Origin of the sequence: Rariglobus hedericola, from assembly GCF_007559335.1 — a bacterium.
GTDB lineage: Bacteria > Verrucomicrobiota > Verrucomicrobiia > Opitutales > Opitutaceae > Rariglobus > Rariglobus hedericola.
In genome coordinates this window covers 1,752,403-1,768,904 of sequence record NZ_VMBG01000001.1, presented here as the reverse complement: position 1 = coordinate 1,768,904, position 16,502 = coordinate 1,752,403, and the positions used below count along the sequence as shown (strand labels likewise).

Here is a 16,502-nt window from a genome sequence, read left to right as displayed (position 1 = left end):
CGAGTGGAACGTTTGAGTTTTCCATTTACAAGCTTGGGGGCGGACGTAGCTTGACGGCTCGTTTCGGTGCCGCCCAGGTGGCGGAATTGGCAGACGCAGTAGACTCAAAATCTTCCGGAGAAATCCTTGTGGGTTCGATTCCCACCCTGGGCACCAACGAAAAAACGCGCGATTTTGCAATAGATCGGCATTTTCTGCTTTTCCCGAGCTGAAAAGTGGCAACTCATGATGGTAATGAAACTTACCTTTGTCGGGACTGGTTTACTCGCATTCGTAATCCTGTTCGCAGGATGTAAACCCAAGGAGCCCGGAGCGGGCGCGGCAACGACCAAGGCCGGCGAAGTGGCTCTGGTTCCCGTCACGGAACGCAGCCGGCATTTTGAGGCGGTGAACGCGCAGCTGGAACTCGGTGGCACGCTTTACGGCTATGTGGATATCGACGGAGACATCCTCAAGGTCGTTCCTTATCTGCGCACGCTGGGCGATACGCTTGCGCAGCAGCAGTCGCCTGCCGCGCCTTTTCTGAAGCAGGACTTCACGCAGATCATCACCGACCTCGGTTTGAATGATGTGCGCGCGGTGGGGTTCAGCTCGGTGCCTTCGGCCGGCGGCGGATTCCGCAATCGTGTGTATTTGCACACGCCGGACGGACGGCGCGGGTTGCTGGCGGGCCTGGGTGGCGCGCCGACTCCCTTCGTTAACGCGCGGCTGGCACCGGCCGATGCCGATCTCTATGCGGAAACCGATGTGGATGCCCCGGCGCTTTATGCGGCGATTCGTTCGCTGATCGTCCGCGTGGCTGGAGAGGCGCAGGCCGATGTATTTGAATCTCAACTACGCTTGGACAAGTCGGGGCTGGGGATCACTCCGCTGGCGTTGATTGAAACTCTCAAGGGACGGGCGACCGTGGTGTTGCGCACCGACAAGGTTCGCACGGTGACGCTTCCCGGGCCGAAGCCGTTCACGATGCCTTACACGCAATTTCTCGTGCGTGTCGACGGGCTGGCGGCGGCGCTGGAACCGGCGTTGTCCGGCCTGCCGGTGTTCACGGCTTCACAAGAAGGACTGATCCGGTTCTACGAGTTGAAGGCGGCGTTGCCGATCGACGGTTTGCAGCCGGTGCTGGCTGTGGAGAATGGCGCGCTCTACGTCGCGTCGGACATGGAGTTTTTGAAGGCATCACTGGGCAGCACCGGTGGTCTCGCGAAGACGCCCGCGTTTATGGACGCATTGGCTGAACTGGGTGACCGCGGTAATGGCGTCACCTATGTGAGTCCGCGATTTTTCGACCAATTGCGCCGTCTCAAGTTGCTGAACCCGGAGTTGCCGGCGGACACGTTGAAGGGGATGGATTTTATCCTGGCGAGCCTGCCGGCCTCTCCGCAGCCGCTGGTGGCGGTGCGCATCAATCTGCCCGAAGGTATTCTTTACCGCGCCCGCTGGCATCGTTCGCTTAAACAGGATGTCGCGATGATCGGCGTCTACAATCCGGTGACGGTCGGTCTCATGGCGGCGATGGCGATCCCGGCTTTTCAGAAGGTGCGCATGGCTTCGCAAGAGAAGGCGATCATCAACAATCTGCGACAGCTCGATGCCGCGGCTCAGCAGCACATGCTGGAAACCGGAGTGTCGGCCGCACGTTATGGGCAACTGGTCGGATCGGATAAATACATCCGCTCGCTTACGCCGGTGGATGGAGAGGATTACACGAAGCTGATCATCCGCTCCACGGATAAGGAAATCGTGGTCGTCACGAAGTCGGGTAGGGCGGTGCGTTTGAAACGTTGGTGAGGTTGCCGCGGGTTCGCCGAAGGTTTCATCGGTCGAACTCGCCGGTGCAGCCTGCGGCGGGGAATTACCGAAAAAACCGCTTGCTTCCGGCGCAGGCGTCCGGCTTTGTGACCCCTCCTTGGTTCTCGGGATGTAGCGTAGCCTGGTAGCGCGCTTGCATGGGGTGCAAGAGGTCGTGAGTTCGAATCTCACCATCCCGACCATTTTCCCCGCCGCTTAGCGGTTTATTTGTAAGCGTTTTCGGTGAAAGTCATTGTTTATCAATTTCTAGAGTTGGACTGCGTAATAGATGTTGAAGTATAGGGTGAAGACCCTAGTTATTGCGTTGTGAAGCTGATCCGTCACTCTTTGCTCGCTGTAACGCTCGCCTTTTTGGGTTTGGGCGCTGTCGAGGTTCAGGCTGCTGGTTCAGCAACTGATATCGCCGGTTTGTATTATACGGGTCAGACGAGCACGGGTAGCTTGCAGTCGGGCGGCGGACGCGATGCGCATTGGGATGTGACGTATGCCTATGTGAACGGCACGCGTTATCGCAGCACGTCGAACAACAGCTACGCCGACACCACGTATACCAGCGTTAACGGAGCTTATGTTTTGAGCAGCACGGCCAACAGCGGCGGTGCCAATAATTATATCGACGGTGCCTACACCCCCAACACCAGTTCGGCCCAATGGATCACAGCTCCCGGTGCCATGACGACTGCGACAGGTGGCACGGCCAATGCCGGTGGTGACTTTCTGCCCGGTAACGGCACTAGCGGCAGCAATAGCGCGTTCTACGTCTATCAACTTGCCTTCACCATCGTCGGCACGGGCTCGGGCGTGGCTACGAATAATATTTCAATCAGCCTGACGATCGCGGCGGACGATTCTTACGATATTTATGTCAGCAAGAATCAGGTGAGCGTGAGTAGTGGCGGTTCGATTACTTCCGATTATGGCATTTCCGCTTCCGGCACCGCTGCATGGAACAACACTACGGCGGTCAGCCTGCAGAACTACGGTTCGAGCAGTGCGGATAACACGACTTTTAACATCGGCACCAACTACCTGACGATCGTGGTTCGCAATTCGAACAGCGTCGATGGAAGCAGCTCCAATGCGGACCTTAATCCCAGCGGTCTTTTGGTGTATCAGGTCGGTGCCTTGGCGACCATCAACGGCAATCCTGTTCCCGAAGTAGGCACGATGCTGCCGTTACTCGGCGCGGTGGGTTTGTATGGCGCGTTCTCTTTGCGTCGCGGTCGCCGGTCGTCGGCTCCGGTGTTTGCCGCCTGAGCTTTTCGGGCGATGCCCGCCGTGCTACCTGAGGGCCTTCTCAATCAGGGCGATTTCCTGCTGGGTCAGGGTGTCCGTGGAAAGCGATGAAAGCACCGTGCGCGCCTCGGCGTTCCGGCCGGTTCCGGCGAGGGCGAGTCCGTAGGCGAGTGTGACCACGGGAGTATTCTGCCAGTCGGCCGAGACGGGTTTGAGCAAGGCGAGCGCTTCGGGCGCACGGGTTCGGATGCACAGCACGAACGCATAAGTCGAACGATAGACCGGGCTGTCGGGAGCCTGCTTAAAGTTGGCGGCGGCCAGATTCTCGATTTTGCGCAGATCATTGCCGGTGAGAGCGGCGAAGAAAACGTAGTTGTTGGCGATCGCCGTATCTTGGGGACGCAACGAGTTCAGCCGTTTAAAGACGCGATATTGGCCGTCGGCATTCAGCTCGACTTGATAGTGGCGGGCGAGCGTGCCCAAAACTTGAACCGCGATGCCGGGATCATCGGCGGCCGACCACAGCAGGGTGAGTGCGTAGTCGCGCAGACCCCAGCTGTAGAGGGTATCGGCGGTGAATAAGGTGCGTTCGCCATCCGTGCCGGCACGCGTCTGCAGCGTGCTCCATAATTCCTTTTCCGTTTCTTTTCGGCCGGACTCATGCGCGGCTTTTAATGTGTAGCACAGACGGACAGCCTCGAGATCGCGTCCCCAGTCAGCGCGTCCGGTCCACTCCAGAAGCGCATCCCAATCTGCGGACTGGCGCAGTGATTCGGCGATGCCTACGGATGCCGGCGGTTTCCGTGTCAGTGCGGGCGGGAGCGTCTTCACCCACGTGACGGCTTCGCGGCTGCGGCCGATTTGGTTGAGCCAGCTCACCAGCAGCGCGATATTTCCCGGGTCCACCGCGTGGTGTTTCTCCATCAAGGCCAGTGCTTCGGCGAAGCGGGTTTCGTTCGAGATGGAAAGGGCTCGCAGGCAGTTGGGGATGTCGCCCAAGGTGCAGCGAGGATGGCCGCGAAGCGCATCGGCCCAACGTAACATCGCGGCGCGATCATCACGCAGGAGCGCATCGGAGAGCAGCGTGCGCAGGACGTTGGCGCCCCATTCGACGCTGGTGGTCCATTTCATCAGCAGGTCGAGGCCGCGCTGGCGTTCGACGGGATCACGGGATTTCAGCAAAATAGTTCCGAGCGGCACCTCGTCGATCGCCGTGCCGGGGCCGTCGATGCGCAGCGCCTGTTCGAAGTGGTTGCTCGCGGTGGTGAGGTCGATTTTGCGGCGGGCGAGTTCGCCGAGGAGACGCTGCGCGTGGGAGGATTCGGCGACAGTGTTGGCGGGAAGAGTGGCGAGGGCGCGTTCGGTTTCTTCGGGCTGATTCGAGAGCAAGGCGTCGGCCGCCCATGCAAGCACGAGGTCTTTGTCCTCCGGGGCAAGTTCGGCGGCTTTCCGCGAATAACCCGTGGCGCTGGCTTGGTTGCCGAGGCGGCGGGCGAGGTCGCTGGCGAGTTTCCACGATTCGGGGCGCTCGGGCGCGACCTTGAGGGCGGTCTGAATAAATTCTGAGGCTTGGTCGAGGCGGCCGGCCTCGAGCCATTGGCGGGCCATGCTGACGGCGGTGCGCTGGCGCCACCACGGGTAAACCCAGATCGATGTCACGAACCCGAGAACGATCAGCAGCGCGGTGGCATAGAGGGCGAGGCGGAGTGCGCGGTATTTTTCGAGCAGATCGAGTAACTGCCACCAAAGATCGCGCGGCCCGTTTTCTTGCAGCCGCGCGAGACGCCGAGCCATGCGTTTGGAAAATGAATTGTCGTCCAAGCGGTCCGGCCGGTCGTCGGGGTGTTGCGAAGTGCTCATGGAGGACGTGGTGCACATCAGCTGATCGACGACGCCCGGAAATCACAAGCTGGGTTACGCCGACGGTGGAGAATATGCGTTGGATTATCCCTTGGATTTTGCCGTGCGCGAATCAAGCATGACGCGAGTGTTGATCTCCAAAATACCTTCACGCTGGCAATGGGCCTATGCCGTCGCTCTGGCCGCGACCATTGTGTGGGCTTCGGGTAATGGCCAAGTGGCGGCGACGAGTATCGTGAACTTCGACAAAGTCGCCCATTTTTCGGTGTTTGGTTTGATGGCGACGCTGGTGCTCCGGCCGTTTCGTGGAGGTCACGCGTGGTGGGCCGTGGTGATCGTGTCGCTTTTCGGAGTGTCGGACGAGTTGCGCCAAAGCCTCACACCCGGCCGCTCGATGGAGCTGGCGGACTGGATCGCCGACACGATCGGCGCTGTGGTGGCGGTGACGGTTTACACGTTCTGGCCCTGGTATCGCCGCCTGCTCGAAACGCCTTTGTGGAAACGTAAACCGAAGATTGAAGCCGTGCTTGTTTCCGCGAAAACCGTGTCCGCCCTATGACGACCGCCCAGGCCCAAGCCCGCATTGAACAACTCCGTGCCGAACTCGTCCGCCATGATGAGCGTTACTACCGCGAGGCGCGGCCTGAGATTGGTGACTTCGAATACGATGCACTGAAGAAAGAACTCGCTGAGCTGGAGACGAAGTTTCCCGAGTTGGCAGCGGGCGAAACTCCGACCCAACGCGTAGGCGATGATCGCAGCGAGGGCTTTGTGCGCGTGAAGCACCGGATGGCGATGACCACGCTGGACAACACTTACGATGAGACGGAGCTGCGGGAGTTTCACGCCCGCCTCGTCAAGGCGATCGGTAGCGATGATCTTGCTTACACGGTTGAACCGAAGATCGACGGTGTCGCCGTGAGCCTGACTTACGAAAATGGAAAACTGATGCGTGCCGTGACGCGCGGCGACGGCGAGGAAGGCGACGATGTCACCGCTAACGTGAAGACGATTCGGGGCCTGCCCCATGCGTTGAAGGCGGACGAGAAGTCCGGTGATGACCTGTTTGTTACCGCGGCATTTCCTGAAGTGATCGAGATTCGCGGGGAGATTTTTTTGCGCGATGCAGAGTTTACGCGTATCAACCAAATCCAGGAAGAAGCCGGCGAGGCGCTCTACGCGAATCCGCGTAATCTCGCGGCGGGGACGATCAAGCAGCTGGATTCAAAGTTAGTGGCGACGCGTCGGCTGGAGATCGTGCTCTACGGGCTCGGTGCATGTAAACCGATACAGGCGGGCTTCGATTCGCAGTCATCGTTTCAGGCGCAACTTCGCGCGTGGGGATTGCCCGTGGTTGAAAAATTCTGGGCGGTGCGCGGCATCGATGCGGTGTGGGCGTCCATCGGCGAGTTGGACGCGATGCGCCGCGGGTTTGCCTATGCGACTGATGGTGCGGTGGTGAAGCTCGATCAATTTTTACAGCAGGCTGTCGTGGGTTATCGCGGAGCCGGGCAGGCGGCGCGCAAGTTGTCGCCACGCTGGGCATGCGCCTACAAGTTCGCGCCGGATCGCGCGGAGACGCGGATCAATGCGATCTCGCTCCAAGTGGGCCGCACGGGTGCGGTGACGCCAGTTGCGGAGCTGGAGCCGGTATTGCTCGCAGGCACTACAGTGAAACGCGCGACGTTGCATAACGCCGATGAAATCGCGCGCAAGGATGTGCGCGTGGGTGATTTCGTGCTCGTTGAGAAGGCGGGTGAGATCATCCCGGCGGTGATCGAGGTCGTTATGGCGAAGCGCACGCCGGAATGCGTGGCGTATGTTTTCCCGACGGAATGTCCGGTGTGCGAAACTCCGCTGGTTCGCGAAGAAGGCGGCGTGAAGTGGATGTGTCCGAATGTCGCGTGTCCCGAAAAAGTGCGTCGCAAGATCGAGCACTTCGCATCCAAGGCTAGTCTCGACATCGACGGCTTGGGCGAAGAAGTCGTGGATTTGTTGCTCACAAAAGGGCTGATCAAAACGATTCCTGACCTGTTCCGATTGAAGGTGGAAGATTTGTTGCCGCTCAAAAAGTCCGGTGAAGTGTGGGCTACGAATCTCGTCAATGGTATCGCGGCGCGGCGCACCGCGGATTTGTGGCGCGTGATTCACGGACTGGGGATTCCGCAGGTCGGTGCAGCGTCGGCCAAGGATCTGGCGCGCCGGTTCCGTTCGCTGGATGCGTTGGCGACGGCGGGCTTGAATGAGTTGGTGCAGATCGAAGGTTTCGGAGAGAAGACTGCGGAGGCGGTTCGCAAGTGGTTTGGGGAGGAGACGAATCGGGCGATGGTGGCCGAGTTGCAGGTGGCGGGGCTGGCGCCCACGCCTCCGGCGGAAGCCGCGGCGGGTGGCGCGCTGGTCGGTAAAACCGTGGTGCTCACGGGCACGTTGCCGACGTTGTCACGTGAACAGGCGACCGAGAAAATCGAGACCGCCGGTGGGAAAGTCAGCGGGAGCGTGTCGCGGAAAACCCATTACGTGCTGGCGGGTGAAGAAGCCGGATCGAAGCTGGAGAAGGCGAAGTCGCTCGGCGTTCCGGTTCTCGATGAAGCGGAGTTTTTGAAACTGATCGGTGAAAATTAATTTTATGCTCAACCCCTCAGACGATGCCTTTCTTGAAGATCTTGAACGACGGGCATTCCGGCTTTTCTGGGAATCGGCGCATGCGGACACCGGGCTGATTCCGGATCGGGCTCGCGCGGATGGGTCAAAGCCGGGCGGGATGGCGAGCGTGGCCGCGGTAGGCTTCGGTCTGACCGCACTGGCGATCGGCGCGGAGCGGTGCTGGGAATCGCGGGCGGATGCGCAGACGCGCGTGAACCAGACATTGCGCACGTTGCGCGACCGGGTGCCGCACGAGCATGGGTTTTGGTATCACTTCATTGATGCGGCGACTTGCGAGCGGGCGTGGAATTGCGAGGCGTCGAGTATCGACACGGCGCTGGGGCTGTTCGGGGCGTTGTCGGCGGGGCGTTATTTTGGCGGCGAGACGGCGGCGTTGGCGCAGGAACTTTACGACCGCGTTGACTGGCCGTGGATGACGAACGAAGAGGGTTTGATCTGCCACGGCTGGACTCCGGAGAAAGGATTCTTCCCGTGGAGCTGGAATCAGTTTTCGGAGCATTGGGGCATGACACGGCTGGCGATGGCTTCGCCGACGCATCCGTTGCCGGCGAGTGCATGGACGGCTTGGAAACGCATGCCGTGGGTGACGTATGCGGGCCGGCGGTTTTTGCATCATCCGCCGTTGTTCGTGCACCAGTTTCCGCAGGCGTGGCTGGATTGGCGCGGGTTTGCGGACTCGGTGACGGGCGTGGATTTTTTTGAGAACGCGCGCGAGGCCACGCTGGCGCAGCGGCAGTTTTGCATCGATCTGCGCGGGCATTATCCGGGTTACGATGAAAATGTCTGGGGGCTCACGTCGTCGGATGGCGCGGCGGGCTACATGGACTGGGGTGGTCCGCCGGTGAACGGCCAAGGTATCGGAGCTGCGGATACGCGCATCGACGGCACGGTGGTGCCCTGCGCGGCGGCGGGATCGCTACCCTTTGCGCCCGAGGAATGCCTGGCGGCGTTGCGGACGATGCACGCGCGCTTCGGTGAAACCGTTTACGGACCGTATGGATTTGCCGATGCGTTTAATCCGGTGACGGGCTGGGTGGGCACGGATGTCATCGGGATCGATCAAGGCATTACGTTGCTCATGGCGGAGAACCTGCGGACGGGTTTTGTGTGGAAGCTGATGGAGCCGTGGCGTCCGCAATAAAATAAAAACGCCGGCCTCGGGGAGAGGCCGGCGTGAGACCGTTGCGTGAGGCAGGATGCCTGAGGTTGCTCAGACGTTGATCGGGCGACCCTTGGCGTCGGAGGTGATGCAGGCGTCGAGGACCTTTTGAACCTCGGCTCCGCGGGCGAAGTCGGGCTGGTCCTGTTTGCCGGTGCGGATGCTCTTGATGAAACGCGCGTAGTTGTTGGGCGTGGGCTTCGTGTCGATGGTGATCCACTGGGCTTTGTCCAGATCGTGGCCGGCGCAGAACTTGTAGCTCGTGGTGGAGCGCTCGGAGTCGATCTCGATCGAACCCTTGGTGCCGGAGATCTTGAGGAACAGACGGTTCGCGTGTCCGCCCGACCAGCGGGTGGTGTGAATGGTGCCGAGCGCGCCGTTGGCGAACTCGACGGTCATCACGGCGGAGTCGTTGGCGTCGAGCGTGTATTCGCCAACGATGTTGCCCGGGGCTTTGTCGAAGGTCTTGAGCTTGCAGTAGACGTTTTTGACCGGGCCGGCGGGGAACGTCGCGAAGTCGACGATGTGCACGCCCACGTCACCGAGGACGCCGCGGCTGCCGTGCTTGGTGGAGAGGCGCCAGAGCCAGGCGGGCGTGGTGCGCCAGTCGCCCCAGATCTTGCTGGGGAGCCAGGATTGGAGGTAGTTGGCCTCGACATGGCGGATCTCGCCGATGCGACCGGCGGCGATGACCTTGGCGACGGCCTGAATGGCGGGCCAGTCGCGGTAGGACAGGTTCACCATGTTGATGACCCCGGCCTTTTGCGCGGCGGCGACCATCTTGCTCGCGTCGGAGTGGTTGAGAGCGAGGGGCTTTTCGCAGAGAACGTGTTTGCCCGCCTTGAGACACTGAATGGATTGCGCGGCGTGGAACGGGTCGGGCGTGACGATGGACACGGCATCGAATTCGGCACCCTTGAGGAGCTCGTCCAGCGAGAGGAAGGTGGCGGGGATGCCGTGATCGGCGGCGAATTTCTCAACGCGTTCACGGCTGACATCGACGGCGGCGACGAGGGTGCAGCCGGGGACTTCTTTGAAGCGCTTGGCGTGGTTGGCAGCCATGCCGCCGGTGCCGATGATGGCGATGCGGACGGAGGATTTTTTAGGAGAAGGCATGAAGGGGAAAGTGAAGGGGTGAAGATTGAAACCGGAGACCTGAAATGCAGCGGACTGTTTTCAGATTTCAGGTCTCAAGTTTCAGGTTTTGTAACGATTACTTGTGGCCGATGGTGGGGCGGGCGGCGGCTTCGGTGTCATCCGGGAGCGGCTCGAGCGGCTTGGCGTTGGGGCAGACGTCGGGAATGCACACGGTGGCGCGGGCCCAGCGAACAGCGTTGGTGATGACCATCTGCACCTCTTTTTGGTGGTAGGTCGGGTAGGTTTCGTGGCCGGGACGGAAGTAGAAGATACGGCCGTTGCCGCGCTGCCAGGTGGCACCGCTGCGGAAGACTTCGCCGCCGGTGAACCAGGAGATGAAGATCAACTGGTCGGGCTCGGGAATGCCAAAGGGTTCGCCATACATTTCCTCGGCGGGGATTTCAAAATATTCGCCGATGCCCTGGGTGATCGGATGGGCGGGATTGATGTTCCAGAGGCGTTCCTTGTCGGTCGCTTCGCGCCACTTGAGGGAGCAGGTGGTGCCGAGAAGGGCTTTGAAAATCTTGGCGTAGTGGGCGGAGTGAAGGGCGATGAGGCCCATGCCCTCGAGCACGCGGGTTTTGACCTTGGCAACGATGGCGTCCTGCACGTCACCGTGGGCCATGTGGCCCCACCAGATGAGCACATCGGTGTCGGCGAGAATGGCATCGGTGAGACCGTGCTCGGGCTGGTCGAGCCAGGCGGTGCGCACGGTGAAGTCGGTGTTCGGGCGGAGGAAGTCCGCGATGGTTTCGTGCATGCCCTGCGGGTAGAGGGCGGCGACTTTAGGGTTCTTTTTCTCGTGGCGGAATTCGCCCCAGACGGTGACGCGGATGGTTTTGCTCATAACACTTTTACGATGTGGACGGGGTTTGTTGGGTTAGGGAGCCGGAATGCATTCCCTAGGTAAACGCGGTCCATGGAAGGGTGTTGGATGAAAACGGGCAATAATCGGATATCGTATTTACCTGTGATTTATAGTAAAAATCCGACTTCGTGATAAATATCCCCGAGCAACAAGCGGCGTATGAGCGGGACCTCGAATCGGCGCTGGTGCGGCTGCGTGCGGGCAAGACAAGGGTGCGCGTGCCGCAATCGGTGGAGCTGCATCGCAAACGCCCGCGGTCTCACTTTCATCCGGTGCCGGAACTGTTTGTGCAGACGGGCGGGGCGACGGTATTCGAGTGTCCGGCGGATCGTTTCACGCTGGGCGCGGGAGAACTGGCGGTGATGCCGCGGGGCGTGCCTCATGCGGAAACTCCGGTGGACCGGCGCACGCCTTATGGCGTGTTGGTGTGCATCCACGCGCAGGAAGGTTTTGTGCTGCATCGCGGGCGGGCTACGGCGGATCGCGAGATTCAAGGCTGGGGATCGGAGCGGTTGGTGAGTGTGCGGGGGCGGGAGGCGTTTCGCTATCTCGACGATGTGGCGGAGGCTGACAAAGTGCCGGTGGTGCACCGCGAGCGTTATGTGGCGGGCCTGGTGGATGCGTTTGTGGTGACGTTGCTCAGCGAGTTGCACCGGCCGGCGGTGGTGAGCGATGCGCGGTCGCCGTTTGTGCGCGAGGCGGAGAAGCTGGCGAGGACGATGCTGGCGGATCCGGAGCTGTCGGTGGAGCGGCTGGCGGCGTCGGCGGGATGCGCGACGGATACGCTATCGCGGCAGTTTCATCGTGAGCGCGGGGTCACGTTGACAACGTGGATCACGAAGGAGCGGGTGACGTTGGCCAAGGATTTGCTGGCGGATGCTCGCTACAATGTGGCCGAGGTGGGCTGGGCGTGCGGGTTTAGCACGGCCTCGTATTTTATCCGGGTGTTTCGCACGCATACCGGCATGACTCCGAGGGAGTGGCGCGTGGTGGAACGCCGGAGCGTCACGGGGTAGTTTGTAACGTATTAAGTTACAAAGGTGTGTTCCGGGCTCTGGCTGAACACTAGGATATTAGGGGCGGGAAAACAGGCGCAGGGTGTTGGGCGTAAAAAAAGCCCGACGGGGCGCGTCGGGCTTTGGGGGATCGCGTGAACCTTTGTGCTCAGAGGCCGCGGCGTTGGAGCTCGGCTTCGAGCTGGTTCATGAAGGACTTCGCGTCTTCGGGCGTGGGGCGGTAACCGGGCTGGCTGATTTCGGTGAAGCCGGGGCGGCCTTGGTTGTCGATGATCCACTTGCCGGTCACGCCGTCGCTAAAGGTCACTTTGCCGCTGGCGATGGCGCCGGGTATGAGCGTCACGCCGTCCACGTCCAAGATCACGCTGCCGCCGGGGAGGGCGGCTTCGTCGGCGAGGTCATCTTCGCCGGGAGGCTGGTCGGATGGGGAGGAGGGCGTCGCGGCTCCAGCGGGGGCGGCCTTCGGTTGGGTTTTGCTCACGTCGCTGGTATCCACCTTGGCGGGCGCGTCTTTGAGCTGGAGGTTGAGGTCGTCCACCAGAAAGCGGACGTCCATGTAGGTCATGGCAACTTGGAACTCTTCGCGGAGCTTTTTCTGGATGACGGAGAGGTTGTCTCCGGAGGCGACCCACGTGGAGACGGCGGCGGATTGTTCGGGAGTGAGGCTCATGGGTGAAAAATAATTAACCGCAGATTACGCAGATGGGCGCAGATTCAAAATCTTATCTGCGACTATCTGCGTAATCTGCGGTTAAAAATCGATCAGCGGCTGAGTTGATTACGGAGGAACTCGATCGAGCCGCGGGCGGTGGTGTCTTGCTCAAGCATGTTGTCCACGGATTTGCAGGCGTGGATGACGGTGCCGTGATCGCGACCACCGAAGGCGTCGCCGATTTCCTGGAGGGAATGTTTGGTGAGCGAGCGGGCTAGATACATCGCGATCTGACGGGGGATGGCGATGTTGTTGGGGCGACGTTTGCTGGTCATGTCGCTGTGGCGGATCTGGTAGTGATCGGCGACTTTCTTTTGGATGATCTCGATGGTGAGCTGGTTTTGCGCCTGCTCCATCAAGACGTCCTGCAGCAGCATCTCGGTGGCCGCCATGTCGATGGGCTTGCCGGTAAGCGTGGCGTAGCTGGCGACCTTGATCAGCGCGCCTTCGAGGCGACGGATGTTTTTGGCGATGTGCTGGGCGATGAAGTTGGCGACATCGGCGGGGATGCTGAACTTCAGGGTCGCGGCTTTGGTGCGGAGGATCGCGAGGCGGGTCTCGAAATCGGGGGCCTGGATGTCGGCAGGGAGTCCCCATTCGAAGCGGGAGACGAGACGGGCTTCGAGTTTCTGGATCTCGGCGGCGCGGCGGTCGCTGGAGAGGATGATCTGCTTACCCGACTCGAAGAGGTCGTTGAAGGTGTGGAAAAATTCTTCCTGGATGCGCTCTTTGCCGGCGAGGAATTGCACGTCGTCAACGAGGAGGATGTCCACGCAACGGTAGCGCTGGCGGAACTTGGTGAGCTGGTTCTCCTGGAGGGCCTGAATGAACTCGTTGGTGAATTTTTCCGTGGAGAGGTAGGCGACCTTGGTGTCGGGCTTGGCGCGGAGGATCGCGTGGCCGATGGCGTGCATCAGGTGCGTCTTGCCGAGGCCGGTGTCACCGTAGAGGAAGAGAGGGTTGTAGGCCTGCGCGGGAGACTGGGCGACGGCCATGGCGGCGGCGTGCGCCATCTGGTTGTTGGAGCCGACGACGAAGGTTTCGAAGGTGTTGCGCGGGTTGAGCGAGCCGACGTAGGCGGTGCCCTTTTCGTCGTAACGGGTGGTGCGCTTGGGGGCGGCGGGCTTGGCGCGGGGGGCGGAAACCTCGGATTCGGTGCGGGACGGGTTGCCGGTGACGGCGCCGGACTTCTTGAGTTTGACGTCGATCAGGCGGCCGGAGGTCAGGCGCAGGCGCTGAACGATCAGATCGAGGTAGTTGTCGTTGATCCAAATCGCCGCAAAATCGTTGGGAACGCCGAGGACCAAGGTGTCTTCGCCGGCTTCGAGGCACGTGATGGGCTCGAACCACAGTTGATACACGTCTTCAGGGAAAAGCCCTTTGAAATCGCTTTTGACGGTTTCCCAAAGGTTCGGAGACGTGACGGCTGAAGGCATGGACGTGAGGACGAAAGAAGGTGCGAGATTTGGGATTATTCACACTGGGCGATCCGAGGGCGGTCAGAGGCACGTCATCACGAATAAAACCAGGCACCAAACAAAGAAAAGGGGGGAGGCGGGCCGCCAGTAAATCAAAGGAGCTTTAAGGGCTTATTAATTATTTGACGGACAGCAGGTTGCGCTTGGGGGCGCGAGGGGTGCCGGAGTGGACTCGAAAAGGACGTGTTAAAGAACCGAACGGAAAGCCCAGTTGAAGCGGGCGGGGAGCGAATAACGGTGAAGCGGAAAAGGGTTTCAAGAGCAACTTTCCGACAAGTTATTCACATCGTATTTGCGGATAAGTTTTTTGGTTTTTTGTTTGCCACGAAAACGCAACTTTCGGGCCAGAGGCAAAAAAACTGCGGGGTTGTAGGGGCTCCGGCATTACGCGGCTTATTTTACCTAGGTAATCACTGCGAATTGCAACGAATGTGTGACCAAGGCTTGACGGGTCAGGCGGTTTTTGGAGCCGGAGTGACGAACCGGTTACGGGGCGGTGACAGGCGCCGGATCGAACCATTTGCCGTGTTCTTTGATGAGAGAAATAAGGCGGGCGTCGGCCTCGACCTGAGGGATGTTGTATTGGACGCAGGTTTTGCCGACGTAGAGGTTGATCTTGCCGGGCGCGCCGCCGACGTAGCCGAAGTCGGCGTCGGCCATCTCGCCGGGGCCGTTCACGATGCATCCCATGATGGCGAGCTTCACGCCCTTCAGGTGGCCGGTCTGGGCGCGGATGCGTTGCGTGGTCGTTTGCAGATCGAAGAGCGTGCGGCCGCAGGAGGGGCAGGCGACGAACTCGGTTTTCGAGATGCGCGCGCCGGCGCCTTGAAGGACGTTGTAAGCAACCTTGGTGGCGCGTGGTGCGTCGGCTTCGGTCTCGATGGAAACGAGGTCGCCGAGTCCGTCGCACAACAGCGAGCCGGTGAGGATGGCGGCGTCGAGCAGACGCGAGAGAAAGGACGGATCGCCGTGGACGGTGGTGGCGGCGGTGTTGCGAATCCAGAGCGGAGCGCGCGAGCCGGCGAGACGGAGCTGCTCGACGAGGGCGCGGTAGGCGCCGGTGGGATGAGGGTGCGCATTGCCCAGCGAGGCCGCCGGATTGGAGAGCGTGAAGATGAGGCGGTCGTCGCCGAGCGCGGGCAGGGCGGGGGCGAGCGAGGCGAGGGCGCAGGCGGTGGTGGCGATGGCGAGCGTGTGGCCGCGGGCGCGCGTGAACTCTACGAATGAGAGCAGCGGTTCGACGTCATCCTCGCCAAAGCTGCGCAGGAAAATCGCGGGTGATTTGAAATCCTCGGAGGCGGCGGCGACGGCGGCGGGTGCCAGTGAGGCGGACAACTCAAGCACGGCGATAGGTGGCTGGGTTGCTGCGGCGAGGATGCGGGCGACGGCTTGCAGGTCGGAGGCGCTGTCGATGGCGATGAGCACGCCTTCGGCGGGCGTGTCGGCGAGGCGAGGCGAGGCGAGTTGGGTGAGGGTTTCGGGCAACGCGTCGATCGAAGCCGCGCGCACGATGACACGAGGCGGTTGTTCAGGTCCGACCGGGGCGGTGGCGGACAGCGGGAGGGACTGAACCGGGCGTCGCGAGAAATGGAACGGATCAATCGCGTCCGCCGTCGCGGTGAAGCGGGCGAATGGCGAGGCGGTGAGCGTCGAGGGAGGTTGCCACAGCGACATGGCTTTTTTGACGAGTGCCTGGGCGACGGGCACTTCGTAAACGCTGTCCTCGGTGAGCGAGACGCGGATGGTGTCGCCGAGTCCGTCGTAGAGGAGACTGCCGATGCCGATGGCGCTCTTGATGCGACCGTCCTCGCCGTCACCGGCCTCGGTGACGCCGAGGTGGAGCGGGTAATTCATACCGGCGCGGTTCATGTGCTCCACGAGCAGGCGGTAGGCCTCGATCATGACCTTCGGATTCGATGACTTCATCGAGAGGATCATCTGTTTGAAGCCGTGGCTTTCGCCGATGCGGAGAAACTCTAGCGCACTCTCCACCATGCCGAGCGGCGTGTCGCCGTAACGATTCATGATGCGATCGGAGAGGGACCCGTGGTTGGTGCCGATGCGCAGGGAGCGCCCGAGCGTCTTGGCTCGAAGGACCAGTGGGGAGAAGGACTCGTGGAGACGCTGGAGTTCGAGATCGTAGTCGGAATCCGAATACTCTTTGACGGCGAATTTCTTTTTGTCGGCGTAGTTGCCCGGGTTGACGCGGACTTTTTCGACGTGTTCGACGGCCTCCATGGCGGCCGAGGGGAGGAAATGAATGTCGGCCACGAGCGGGATGTGGCCGAAGCCGGCGGCGCTGAATTGCTCGCGAATGTCCTTAAGGCATTTCGCGGCGGGCACGTTGGGCGCGGTGATGCGGATGATTTCGCAGCCGACCTCGGCCAGCGCGATGGACTGCTTGACGGTGGCGGCGATGTCCTGCGTGTCACTGGTCGTCATCGACTGGACGCGGACGGGGTTGACGCCGCCGACGCCGACCTGACCGACCATCACTTCATGCGTGAGACGACGGACGGTGTGAAAACGGGATGCGCAGTAGGACATGGCGAGCTAACGC

Annotated in this window: 12 protein-coding genes and 2 tRNA genes; 8 read left to right on the top strand and 6 right to left on the bottom strand. The window is 61.1% G+C overall.

What is annotated here, in order from left to right; all coding sequences use genetic code 11:
* Nucleotides 1–71 precede the first annotated feature (71 nt).
* The 4 genes from FPL22_RS07795 (at nt 72) to FPL22_RS07780 (ending at nt 3,069) form a co-directional block, all read left to right on the top strand.
* A tRNA-Leu gene (locus FPL22_RS07795) sits at nt 72–156 on the top strand.
* A gap of 78 nt (nt 157–234) precedes the next feature.
* Entirely contained in the window at nt 235–1,791 is a 1,557-nt protein-coding gene (locus FPL22_RS07790; protein ID WP_144229527.1) for a hypothetical protein, read from the top strand.
* Between the two features lie 126 nt (nt 1,792–1,917).
* A tRNA-Pro gene (locus tag FPL22_RS07785) sits at nt 1,918–1,994 on the top strand.
* Between the two features lie 124 nt (nt 1,995–2,118).
* Nucleotides 2,119–3,069, top strand: a complete 951-nt coding sequence (locus FPL22_RS07780) for a hypothetical protein (RefSeq protein ID WP_144229526.1) — start codon at nt 2,119–2,121, stop codon at nt 3,067–3,069.
* A gap of 24 nt (nt 3,070–3,093) precedes the next feature.
* Here the strand turns inward: FPL22_RS07780 and FPL22_RS07775 are convergent, their stop codons facing one another.
* On the bottom strand, nt 3,094–4,908 hold the full coding sequence (locus FPL22_RS07775) for a tetratricopeptide repeat protein (RefSeq protein ID WP_144229525.1): 1,815 nt from the start codon (nt 4,906–4,908) through the stop codon (nt 3,094–3,096).
* Nucleotides 4,909–5,011: 103 nt separating this feature from the next.
* Between FPL22_RS07775 and FPL22_RS07770 the strand changes: the two genes are divergently transcribed.
* From FPL22_RS07770 to FPL22_RS07760, 3 genes are read left to right on the top strand one after another with little or no spacing between them, the layout of a single operon-like run.
* The gene (locus FPL22_RS07770) at nt 5,012–5,467 is read left to right on the top strand and encodes a VanZ family protein (RefSeq protein ID WP_238991340.1); all 456 of its coding nucleotides are present in this window, start codon (nt 5,012–5,014) and stop codon (nt 5,465–5,467) included.
* On the top strand, nt 5,464–7,530 hold the full coding sequence (ligA, locus tag FPL22_RS07765; protein WP_144229523.1) for an NAD-dependent DNA ligase LigA: 2,067 nt from the start codon (nt 5,464–5,466) through the stop codon (nt 7,528–7,530). Before FPL22_RS07770 ends, ligA begins: the two co-directional genes overlap by 4 nt.
* 4 nt (nt 7,531–7,534) lie before the next feature.
* Complete coding sequence (locus FPL22_RS07760) at nt 7,535–8,713, top strand: glucoamylase family protein (protein WP_144229522.1); 1,179 nt, start codon at nt 7,535–7,537, stop codon at nt 8,711–8,713.
* Nucleotides 8,714–8,782: 69 nt separating this feature from the next.
* Here the strand turns inward: FPL22_RS07760 and FPL22_RS07755 are convergent, their stop codons facing one another.
* On the bottom strand, nt 8,783–9,847 hold the full coding sequence (locus tag FPL22_RS07755; protein ID WP_144229521.1) for a Gfo/Idh/MocA family protein: 1,065 nt from the start codon (nt 9,845–9,847) through the stop codon (nt 8,783–8,785).
* 97 nt (nt 9,848–9,944) lie between these two features.
* A complete protein-coding gene (locus tag FPL22_RS07750; protein WP_144229520.1) occupies nt 9,945–10,715 on the bottom strand; it encodes a ThuA domain-containing protein in 771 nt (256 codons plus the stop codon).
* 149 nt (nt 10,716–10,864) lie between these two features.
* Between FPL22_RS07750 and FPL22_RS07745 the strand changes: the two genes are divergently transcribed.
* Entirely contained in the window at nt 10,865–11,752 is an 888-nt protein-coding gene (locus tag FPL22_RS07745) for a helix-turn-helix transcriptional regulator (protein ID WP_144229519.1), read from the top strand.
* 148 nt (nt 11,753–11,900) lie between these two features.
* Here the strand turns inward: FPL22_RS07745 and FPL22_RS07740 are convergent, their stop codons facing one another.
* The 3 genes from FPL22_RS07740 to ispG all read right to left on the bottom strand — a co-directional run bounded on the left by FPL22_RS07740 (nt 11,901) and on the right by ispG (nt 16,489).
* Nucleotides 11,901–12,422: a hypothetical protein gene (locus tag FPL22_RS07740; RefSeq protein ID WP_144229518.1), complete on the bottom strand. Its 522-nt coding sequence runs from the start codon at nt 12,420–12,422 to the stop codon at nt 11,901–11,903.
* A gap of 92 nt (nt 12,423–12,514) precedes the next feature.
* The gene (dnaA, locus tag FPL22_RS07735; RefSeq protein ID WP_144229517.1) at nt 12,515–13,900 is read right to left on the bottom strand and encodes a chromosomal replication initiator protein DnaA; all 1,386 of its coding nucleotides are present in this window, start codon (nt 13,898–13,900) and stop codon (nt 12,515–12,517) included.
* Between the two features lie 528 nt (nt 13,901–14,428).
* The gene (gene ispG / locus FPL22_RS07730; RefSeq protein WP_144229516.1) at nt 14,429–16,489 is read right to left on the bottom strand and encodes a (E)-4-hydroxy-3-methylbut-2-enyl-diphosphate synthase; all 2,061 of its coding nucleotides are present in this window, start codon (nt 16,487–16,489) and stop codon (nt 14,429–14,431) included.
* Between the last annotated feature and the right edge of the window lie 13 nt (nt 16,490–16,502).

Coding starts and splice junctions, on each gene's coding strand:
- FPL22_RS07790 (WP_144229527.1), top strand. CDS start 235: ATGAAACTTACCTTTGTCGGGACTGGTTTACTCGCATTCGTAATCCTG.
- FPL22_RS07775 (WP_144229525.1), bottom strand. CDS start 4,908: ATGAGCACTTCGCAACACCCCGACGACCGGCCGGACCGCTTGGACGAC.
- ligA (WP_144229523.1), top strand. CDS start 5,464: ATGACGACCGCCCAGGCCCAAGCCCGCATTGAACAACTCCGTGCCGAA.
- FPL22_RS07760 (WP_144229522.1), top strand. CDS start 7,535: ATGCTCAACCCCTCAGACGATGCCTTTCTTGAAGATCTTGAACGACGG.
- FPL22_RS07755 (WP_144229521.1), bottom strand. CDS start 9,847: ATGCCTTCTCCTAAAAAATCCTCCGTCCGCATCGCCATCATCGGCACC.
- FPL22_RS07750 (WP_144229520.1), bottom strand. CDS start 10,715: ATGAGCAAAACCATCCGCGTCACCGTCTGGGGCGAATTCCGCCACGAG.
- FPL22_RS07740 (WP_144229518.1), bottom strand. CDS start 12,422: ATGAGCCTCACTCCCGAACAATCCGCCGCCGTCTCCACGTGGGTCGCC.
- dnaA (WP_144229517.1), bottom strand. CDS start 13,900: ATGCCTTCAGCCGTCACGTCTCCGAACCTTTGGGAAACCGTCAAAAGC.
- ispG (WP_144229516.1), bottom strand. CDS start 16,489: ATGTCCTACTGCGCATCCCGTTTTCACACCGTCCGTCGTCTCACGCAT.